The organism is Cupriavidus phytohabitans (assembly GCF_017815025.1).
GTDB lineage: Bacteria > Pseudomonadota > Gammaproteobacteria > Burkholderiales > Burkholderiaceae > Cupriavidus.
The window spans coordinates 1-8221 of the sequence record NZ_JAGIQB010000103.1; the positions used below are offsets into that span (position 1 = coordinate 1).

General features: G+C 66.3%; 9 protein-coding genes and 1 pseudogene. All 10 read left to right on the forward strand.

What is annotated here, in order from left to right; translation table 11 throughout:
• Nucleotides 1–162, forward strand: a 162-nt coding sequence (locus J8I34_RS32445; RefSeq protein WP_256441912.1) for an acyl-CoA dehydrogenase family protein, incomplete at its 5' end; no start/stop codon positions are given.
• Between the two features lie 123 nt (nucleotides 163–285).
• The gene (gene aceK, locus J8I34_RS32450) at nucleotides 286–2109 is read left to right on the forward strand and encodes a bifunctional isocitrate dehydrogenase kinase/phosphatase (protein WP_029050191.1); all 1824 of its coding nucleotides are present in this window, start codon (nucleotides 286–288) and stop codon (nucleotides 2107–2109) included.
• Complete coding sequence (gene can, locus J8I34_RS32455; protein WP_029050190.1) at nucleotides 2106–2777, forward strand: carbonate dehydratase; 672 nt, start codon at nucleotides 2106–2108, stop codon at nucleotides 2775–2777. The genes aceK and can overlap by 4 nt, the downstream gene beginning before the upstream one ends.
• 80 nt (nucleotides 2778–2857) lie before the next feature.
• Nucleotides 2858–4036: an acetyl-CoA C-acetyltransferase gene (locus tag J8I34_RS32460; RefSeq protein ID WP_209778105.1), complete on the forward strand. Its 1179-nt coding sequence runs from the start codon at nucleotides 2858–2860 to the stop codon at nucleotides 4034–4036.
• Between the two features lie 111 nt (nucleotides 4037–4147).
• Complete coding sequence (locus tag J8I34_RS32465) at nucleotides 4148–4828, forward strand: SDR family oxidoreductase (protein ID WP_029050188.1); 681 nt, start codon at nucleotides 4148–4150, stop codon at nucleotides 4826–4828.
• A gap of 31 nt (nucleotides 4829–4859) precedes the next feature.
• Nucleotides 4860–5990 carry an acyl-CoA dehydrogenase family protein gene (locus tag J8I34_RS32470; RefSeq protein WP_209808302.1) on the forward strand — a complete coding sequence of 377 codons (1131 nt, stop codon included), beginning with the start codon at nucleotides 4860–4862 and terminating at the stop codon, nucleotides 5988–5990.
• A gap of 107 nt (nucleotides 5991–6097) precedes the next feature.
• On the forward strand, nucleotides 6098–6763 hold the full coding sequence (locus J8I34_RS32475) for a 2-hydroxychromene-2-carboxylate isomerase (RefSeq protein WP_029050186.1): 666 nt from the start codon (nucleotides 6098–6100) through the stop codon (nucleotides 6761–6763).
• Nucleotides 6760–7446 (forward strand): HAD family hydrolase, encoded by a 687-nt coding sequence (locus tag J8I34_RS32480; protein ID WP_029050185.1) that lies wholly within the window; start codon nucleotides 6760–6762, stop codon nucleotides 7444–7446. The genes J8I34_RS32475 and J8I34_RS32480 overlap by 4 nt, the downstream gene beginning before the upstream one ends.
• Nucleotides 7443–7871, forward strand: coding sequence for a YchJ family protein (locus tag J8I34_RS32485; protein ID WP_209778100.1), 429 nt, complete (start codon nucleotides 7443–7445; stop codon nucleotides 7869–7871). The genes J8I34_RS32480 and J8I34_RS32485 overlap by 4 nt, the downstream gene beginning before the upstream one ends.
• Before the next feature lie 88 nt (nucleotides 7872–7959).
• Nucleotides 7960–8221, forward strand: a pseudogene (locus J8I34_RS32490) (methylcrotonoyl-CoA carboxylase); the annotation flags it as partial.

The window sequence follows — 8221 nt, forward strand, 5'->3', positions numbered from 1 at the left end:
ATGGCGGGCGAGACCGTGCAGATCCTGGGCGGCAACGGCTACATCAACGAATACCCGGCCGGGCGCCTGTGGCGCGACGCCAAGCTGTACGAGATCGGTGCGGGCACGTCAGAGATCCGCCGCATGCTGATCGGCCGCGAGCTGTTCGCGGAAACGATGTAACGGTGTGCCGGGTGCGCCGGAATCACCTCCGGCGCCCCCGGACATCCGGAGCGCTTCCCCGGAACCCATTTACAATCCCAACTACCCGTCGCAAGACCGTCACGCAGTCGCCCCCGTCGATCCATGTCCCACTTCCCCAAACTGCTCTCCTCGCAGATTGCCTTCGATGTGGCGAGAACGATGCTCGACGGGTTCGACAAGCACTACCGTCTGTTCCGCGAGGTCAGCCACCAGGCCAAGCTCAAGTTCGAGGCCGGCGACTGGCACGGCCTGCAGCAGATCCAGCGCGACCGCATCGCCTTCTACAACGAGCGCGTGCGCGAATCGAGCGTCATCCTCGAAGACGAATATGACGCCGAGAACATCGACGACGAGATCTGGCAGCAGATCAAGCTGCACTACATCGGGCTGCTGACCAACCACCACCAGCCCGAGCTGGCCGAGACCTTCTTCAATTCGGTCTGCACGCGCATCCTGCACCGTTCGTACTTCAACAACGATTTCATCTTCGTGCGCCCGGCGATCTCGACCGAATACATCGAGAACGAGGAATCGCCGACGCGCCCGACCTTCCGCGCCTACTACCCGGGCAGCCGCGCGGGCATGGCGGCATGCTTCGAGCGCATCGTGCACAACTTCCAGCTGGAGCGCCCGTTCGAAGACCTGAAGCGGGATATCGGCTACGTGGTGCGCGCCGTCAGCGAGCATTTCGGCGACTTCCGCACCGCGCCGAATTTCCAGGTCCATACGCTGTCGTCGCTGTTCTTCCGCAACAAGTCGGCCTTCATCATCGGACGCATCCTGAACGGCGACCGCACCTTCCCGCTGGCGATCCCGATCGTGCACGGCCCTTCGGGCAAGCTGATGCTCGACACGGTGCTGCTGAAGAAGGAACAGCTGCTGATCCTGTTCTCGTTCACGCATTCCTACTTCATGGTCGACATGGAGATCCCGTCGGCCTACGTGACCTTCCTGCGCGACATCATGCCGCGCAAGCCGCGGGCGGAGATCTACACGTCGCTGGGCTTGCAGAAGCAAGGCAAGAACCTGTTTTACCGCGATTTCCTGCACCACCTGCAGCATTCGTCGGACAAGTTCATCGTCGCGCCCGGCATCCGCGGGCTGGTGATGCTGGTGTTCACGCTGCCGTCGTACCCGTACGTGTTCAAGGTCATCAAGGACTTTTACCCGGCACCCAAGGAAACCACGCGCGAGCTGGTGAAATCCAAATACCAGCTGGTCAAGCAGCACGACCGCGTCGGCCGCATGGCCGATACGCTGGAGTATTCCGATGTGGCCTTCCCGCTGTCGCGTTTCGACGATGCGCTGGTGCGCGAGTTCGAGCAGCACGCGCCGTCGATGATCGAATACCAGCGCGACAAGCACGGGGGCGAGGAGATCGTGGTGCGCCACGTCTATATCGAGCGCCGCATGACGCCGCTGAACATCTACCTGCAGGAAGGCACCGACGAGCAGGTCGAGCACGGCGTGCTGGAATACGGCAACGCCATCAAGGAACTGATGGCCGCCAACATCTTCCCGGGCGACATGCTGTACAAGAACTTCGGCGTCACGCGGCACGGTCGCGTGGTGTTCTACGACTACGACGAGATCGAGTACCTGACCGACTGCAACATCCGCCACGTGCCGCAGCCGCGCAACGAGGAAGAGGAGATGTCGGGCGAAGTCTGGTACACGGTGCGGCCGCACGATATTTTTCCCGAGACGTTCCGCACGTTCCTGCTGGGCGACACGCGCGTGCGCGCGGCGTTCCTGCGCCACCACGCGGATTTTTTCGACCCTGCCATGTGGCAGGGCCACAAGGACCGGCTGCTGGCCGGACATGTCCATGACTTTTTTGCCTATCACCCTTCCGAGCGATTCATCAACCGCTACGGCGCTGCCTCCGAACTGCCTGCCGCCGACCCTGCAAGGAGAGTCGCATGAATGAAGCCATCGCCCAGCTGTTCCGCAACAACCGCGATTGGGTGGACCGCGTCAACGCGGAAGACCCCGCTTTCTTCACCCGCCTGGCCAACCAGCAGGCGCCGGAATACCTGTGGATCGGCTGCTCCGATTCGCGCGTGCCGGCCAACCAGATCCTGGGGCTGGCCCCGGGCGAGGTGTTCGTCCACCGCAATATCGCCAACGTGATCGCGCACAGCGACCTGAATGCGCTGTCGGTGATCCAGTTTGCGGTGGAAGTGCTCAAGGTGCGCCATATCACGGTGGTGGGCCACTACGGCTGCGGCGGCGTCAAGGTCGCGCTCAAGCGCGAGCGCATCGGCCTGGCCGACAACTGGCTGCGCCATGTGCGCGACGTGGCCGACAAGCACGAGGCCTACCTGGGCACCATCCTGCGCGAGGAAGATGCCCACACCCGCCTGTGCGAGCTGAACGTGATCGAACAGGTCAGCAATATCTGCCAGACCACGGTGCTCCAGGACGCCTGGGACCGTGGCCAGGCCGTCACGGTGCACGGCTGGATCTACGGCGTGTCCGACGGCCTGCTGCGCGACCTGGGCATGGCGGCCAGCAACAACGACGAGCTGCACGAGCAGCTGGCCGCGGCCTACCGCCAGTACGGCGACCCGCCGCAGGCGTCGATCCGCTGAAATCGCGCGTAGCCGACACCTCACCCGACACCTCACCCGACAGCACTACCGCACACATACCCCGATCCAGGAGACCCGACATGGAAGAGATCGTCATCGTTTCAGCCGCCCGCACGCCGATGGCTGCGTTCCAGGGCGAATTCGCCAGCGTGACCGCGCCGCAGCTCGGCGCCGTCGCCATCCGCGCGGCGGTCGAGCGCGCCGGCCTGAAGCCGGAGCAGGTGGAAGAAGTGGTGTTCGGCTGCGTGCTGCCCGCCGGCCTGGGCCAGGCGCCGGCACGCCAGGCTGCGCTGGGCGCGGGCCTGCCGCTGAGCGTGGGCTGCACCACCGTCAACAAGATGTGCGGCTCGGGCATGCGCGCGGCCATGACCGTCTATGACGGCCTGATCGCCGGTTCGTTCGACATCGCGGTCGCCGGCGGCATGGAGAGCATGACCAACGCGCCGTACCTGATCCCGAAGGGCCGCGGCGGCTACCGCATCGGCCACGGCATGATTTATGACCACATGATGCTGGACGGCCTGGAAGACGCCTACGACAAGGGCCGCGCCATGGGCACTTTCGGCGAGGACTGTGCCGCCAAGTACGGCTTCACGCGCGAGCAGCAGGACGAATTCGCGATGGAGAGCGTGCGCCGCGCGCAGCAGGCCACCGAGAAGGGCGATTTCCGCTGGGAGATCGCGCCGGTGACGGTGTCGGGCAAGGGCGGCGATACGGTGATCGACACCGACGAAGGCCCGCGCCGCATCAAGCTCGACAAGATCCCGTCGCTCAAGCCCGCCTTTGCCAAGGATGGCACCATCACCGCCGCATCGTCGTCGTCGATCAACGACGGCGCCTCGGCGCTGGTGATGATGCGTGCTTCCACCGCGAAGCGGCTGGGCCTGCAGCCGATCGCCCGCATGCTGGGCCACACCACCCACGCGCAGGCACCGGGCTGGTTCACCACCGCGCCAGTGGAGGCCATCGCCAAGCTGTACCGCAAGCTCGACTGGAACACCGACAGCGTCGACCTGTTCGAGATCAACGAGGCCTTTGCCGTGGTGCCGATGGCGGCGATGCACGACCTCAAGATCCCGCGCGACAAGGTCAACATCCACGGCGGCGCGTGTGCGCTGGGGCATCCAATCGGGGCTTCGGGCGCGCGCATCATGACCACGCTGATCGGCGCGCTGCGCAAGACCGGCGGCAAGCGTGGCGTGGCGAGCCTGTGCATTGGTGGGGGCGAGGCAACGGCGGTCGGGATCGAGATCCTGTAACGCCTTTCCGCTTGTTTCTCCCCTCTCCCGCAAGCGGGAGGGGGGCCGGGAGAGGGGAGCCATGCAGAGGCAGATTGCTGAACCCGCCCATACCAGACCAAGGAGCAACCCTTGCCAACCGTCCTGATCCTCGGTGCCTCCCGCGGCATCGGCCTTGAGTTCGTCCGCCAGTACCGTGCCGACGGCTGGCGCGTCATCGCGGCGGCACGCACGCCGGAGGGCGTGGGCGCGCTGCAGGCGCTGGGCGCCGAAGCCCACCAGGTCGACCTGTCGGATCCTGGCGCTGTCGCCGGGCTGGGCTGGAAGCTCGACGGCGAAGCACTCGACGTGGCGATCTATAACGCGGGCGTGCTGGGTCCGCGCACCGAAGGCGCGCAGCCGGTGACGCCGCAGGAGTTCGACCGGGTCATGCACGTCAACGTGCTCGGCCCGATGATGGCGCTGCCGCTGGTGCTGCCCTATGTCGAAGCCGGCCAGTCCGGCCACGGCGGCGTGCTGGCGGTGCTGTCTTCGCGCATGGGCAGCATCGGTGGCATGGAGCACAACGGCAGCTGGCTGTACCGCGTCAGCAAGGCTGGCGCCAACGCCGCGCTGCGCGCGGTGTCGCTTGACGCGCGCCACGCCACCTGCATCGCGCTGCATCCCGGTTGGGTCAAGACCGACATGGGCGGCCAGGACGCCGACCTGACCGTGCAGCAGAGCGTCAAGGGCATGCGCCAGGTGCTGGCCGGCGTCAAGCGGCGCGACAACGGCACCTTCCACAACTACGACGGCACGCCGATCCCCTGGTGATCGCGGCGCGCACGACCAACCGACCATCGATATGCTGCTGACCCCCGAACAGGAAATGATCCGCGACGCCGTGCGCCAGTTCGCGCAGGAGGTGATCGCGCCGCAGGCTGCGCAGTGGGACCGCGACAAGATCTTCCCCAAGGACGTGCATCGCGAGCTGGCCGTGCTGGGCGCCTATGGCGTGGCCGTGCCGGAAGAATACGGCGGCGCCGGCCTCGACTACCTGTCGCTCGCGCTGATCCTGGAAGAGATCGCGGCCGGCGACGGCGGCACCTCCACCGTCATCAGCGTGAATAACTGCCCGGTGTGCAGCATGCTGATGTCGTTCGCCAGTGAAGCGCAGAAGCAGCAGTGGCTGGTGCCGCTGGCGCGCGGCGAGATGCTCGGCGCGTTCTGCCTGACCGAGCCGCACGTCGGCTCCGACGCGGCGGCGCTGCGCACCACCGCGGTCCGCGACGGCGACGATTACGTGCTCAATGGCGTCAAGCAATTCATCACCAGCGGCAAGAATGCCGACGTGGCGATCGTGCTGGCGGTGACCGACAAGGCCGCCGGCAAGCGCGGCATCAGCGCGTTTATCGTGCCGACGTCGACACCCGGCTACGTAGTGGCGCGGCTGGAGGACAAGCTCGGCCAGCATTCGTCGGACACCGCGCAGATCCTGTTCGAGGACTGCCGCGTGCCGGCCGCGAACCTGCTGGGCGATGAGGGCGGCGGCTACAAGATGGCGCTGTCGGGGCTGGAAGGCGGGCGCATCGGCATCGCCTCGCAGAGCATCGGCATGGCGCGCGCCGCGTTCGAGGCGGCGCTGGCGTATGCGAAGGAACGCGAGAGTTTCGGCCAGCCCCTGTTCCAGCACCAGGCGGTGCAGTTCCGCCTGGCCGAGATGGCGACCCGCATCGACGTGGCGCGCCAGATGGTGTGGCACGCCGCGGCGCTGCGCGACGCAGGCCGCCCGTGCCTGAAGGAAGCCGCGATGGCCAAGCTCTTTGCCAGCGAGATGGCCGAGCGGGTCTGCTCCGACGCGATCCAGGTGTTCGGCGGCTATGGCTATGTCAGCGACTTCCCGGTCGAGCGCATCTACCGCGACGTGCGCGTGTGCCAGATCTATGAGGGCACCAGCGATATCCAGAAGATCCTGATTGCGCGCGCACTTGCCTGATCATGGCTTAAACAGCGTACGATGATGCCAAGTGCCGCCGGCGCCCCCGGCAAGGGCGGCACGACCCCGACTCCCGACTCGGCAAGACAAGAACAAAGGCTCCCGACATGACCGCAGCGATCGATTTCTACTTCGATTTCTCTTCGCCCTACGGATATTTCGCCAGCACCCGCATCGATGAACTGGCGCAGAAGTACGGCCGTATCGTCGCCTGGCATCCGATCCTGCTGGGGGTCGTGTTCAAGACCACCGGCGCGTCGCCGCTGCCGCAGCTGCCGCTCAAGGGCGACTACAGCTGGCGCGATTTCGAGCGCACCGCGCGCTTCCACGACATCGAGTACAAGCGGCCCACGCATTTCCCGCTGCCGACCACGCATGCCGCCCGCGCCATGCTGTGGCTGCAGAACCATCACGGCGCCGATATCGCCGCGGCGTTCGCCAGGTCGGTGTACCGCGCACTGTTCGTCGACGACATCAATATCGCCGAGCCGGCCGAGATCATGAAGCTGGCGGAGCCGCTGGGCATCGACGTGCAGGCCATGGATGCCGGCGCCACCAGCTACCAGATCAAGGACCAGCTCAAGGCCGAGATCGACGTGGCGATGGCCAAGGGCGTGTTCGGCTCGCCCTTCGTCATCGTCGACGGCGAGCCCTTCTGGGGCTTCGACCGTTTCGACCAGGTCGAGGCGCACCTGAAGGCGCGCCGCCAGACCGAACTCCGGGCCGTACCTGGTGTAGCCAGCCTGGACAACAAGGAAAAGAAACCCGCATGACCGCAGTTACCCAGGGCCATTCCGGCCGCTTCGATTGCGTGATCTTCGACTGCGACGGCGTGCTCGTCGACAGCGAGCCGATCGTCAACCGCGTGCTCAACCAGATGCTGAACGAACTCGGCATCGAGATCTCGCTGGAAGACTCCACGCGCCTGTTCCTCGGCCGCGCCGTGCGCGAGGAACTGGACATGATCGAACGCATGCGCGGCGCGCCGCTGCCCGAGAACTGGCTGTCGACCTGGCTGGCGCGCCGAAATGCGGTGCTCGAAGCCGAAGTGGCAGCCGTGGCGCACGTGCGCGACGCCATTGGCAAGATCGCCGCCACCGGCATGCCGGTGTGCGTGGCGTCGGGCGCCGACCGTGTCAAGGTCAAGCTGCAGCTGACCAAGACCGGACTGGTCGAGCTGTTCCAGCAGGATGAGCGCGAGCATATCTTCTCCGCCACCGAAGTGGCGCGCAGCAAGCCGGCGCCCGACGTGTACCTGCTGGCCGCGCGCACCATGAGCGTCGAGCCGGCGCGCTGTGCCGTGATCGAAGACAGCCCCACCGGCGTCACCGCCGGCGTGGCCGCGGGCATGACGGTGTTCGGCTACGCCGCGCGCAACGACGCCGCGTCGCTGCGCGAAGCGGGTGCACACACGCTCTTCACCGACATGCGCGAACTGCCGGAGCTGGTGGGATGACAGCGCGCCGCCCGCCCAAGGCCGGTCCGGTGCCGTGCCCATGCGGCGGCGCCGACTATGCCGCGTGCTGCGGCCGCTTCCATCGCGGCGAGGCACTGCCGCCCAATGCCGAGGCGCTGATGCGCTCGCGCTACAGCGCCTATGTGCTGAACGACACCGACTGGCTGCGCCAGACGTGGCATCCCTCTACCTGTCCGGCGGACCTTGTGCCAGACACCGCCACGCGCTGGCTCGGCCTGTCGGTGAAGGCACACGCGCAGCAGGACGACACCCATGCCGAAGTGGAGTTCGTCGCGCGCTACAAGGTCGGTGGCCGCGCGTGGCGGCTGCATGAGCGCAGCCGCTTCGTGCACGAGCCGCGCGTGCCCGGCGAGGCCCCACGCTGGCTCTATGTGGATGGCGACATGATCGGGAAAGCGCCATGAGTATCGCCATGTAGCCCGGCCTGCAGCACCGCACGCAGCGCAGACTGGACGGATCCCCACCAAGACCCAAGCACGAAGAGACGATACGATGCCCACGCTGGAAACCAAACTGAACGCCCGCTCAGAATCGTTCAAGGCCAACGCCGACGCGATGCGGGAACTGGTGGCCGACCTCAAGGCGAAGATCGCAAAGCTGGCGCAGGGCGGCGGTGATGACGCGCGCAACAAGCATTTGTCGCGCGGCAAGCTGTTGCCGCGAGACCGCGTGCAGATGCTGCTCGATCCGGGCACCCCGTTCCTGGAGCTGTCGCAGCTCGCCGCCTACGACATGTATGACGATGCCGCGCCGG

What these genes read in the sequence shown, in the direction of transcription:
- aceK (WP_029050191.1), top strand. Translation starts at nt 286, where the DNA reads ATGTCCCACTTCCCCAAACTGCTCTCCTCGCAGATTGCCTTCGATGTG.
- can (WP_029050190.1), top strand. Translation starts at nt 2,106, where the DNA reads ATGAATGAAGCCATCGCCCAGCTGTTCCGCAACAACCGCGATTGGGTG.
- J8I34_RS32460 (WP_209778105.1), top strand. Translation starts at nt 2,858, where the DNA reads ATGGAAGAGATCGTCATCGTTTCAGCCGCCCGCACGCCGATGGCTGCG.
- J8I34_RS32470 (WP_209808302.1), top strand. Translation starts at nt 4,860, where the DNA reads ATGCTGCTGACCCCCGAACAGGAAATGATCCGCGACGCCGTGCGCCAG.
- J8I34_RS32475 (WP_029050186.1), top strand. Translation starts at nt 6,098, where the DNA reads ATGACCGCAGCGATCGATTTCTACTTCGATTTCTCTTCGCCCTACGGA.
- J8I34_RS32480 (WP_029050185.1), top strand. Translation starts at nt 6,760, where the DNA reads ATGACCGCAGTTACCCAGGGCCATTCCGGCCGCTTCGATTGCGTGATC.
- J8I34_RS32485 (WP_209778100.1), top strand. Translation starts at nt 7,443, where the DNA reads ATGACAGCGCGCCGCCCGCCCAAGGCCGGTCCGGTGCCGTGCCCATGC.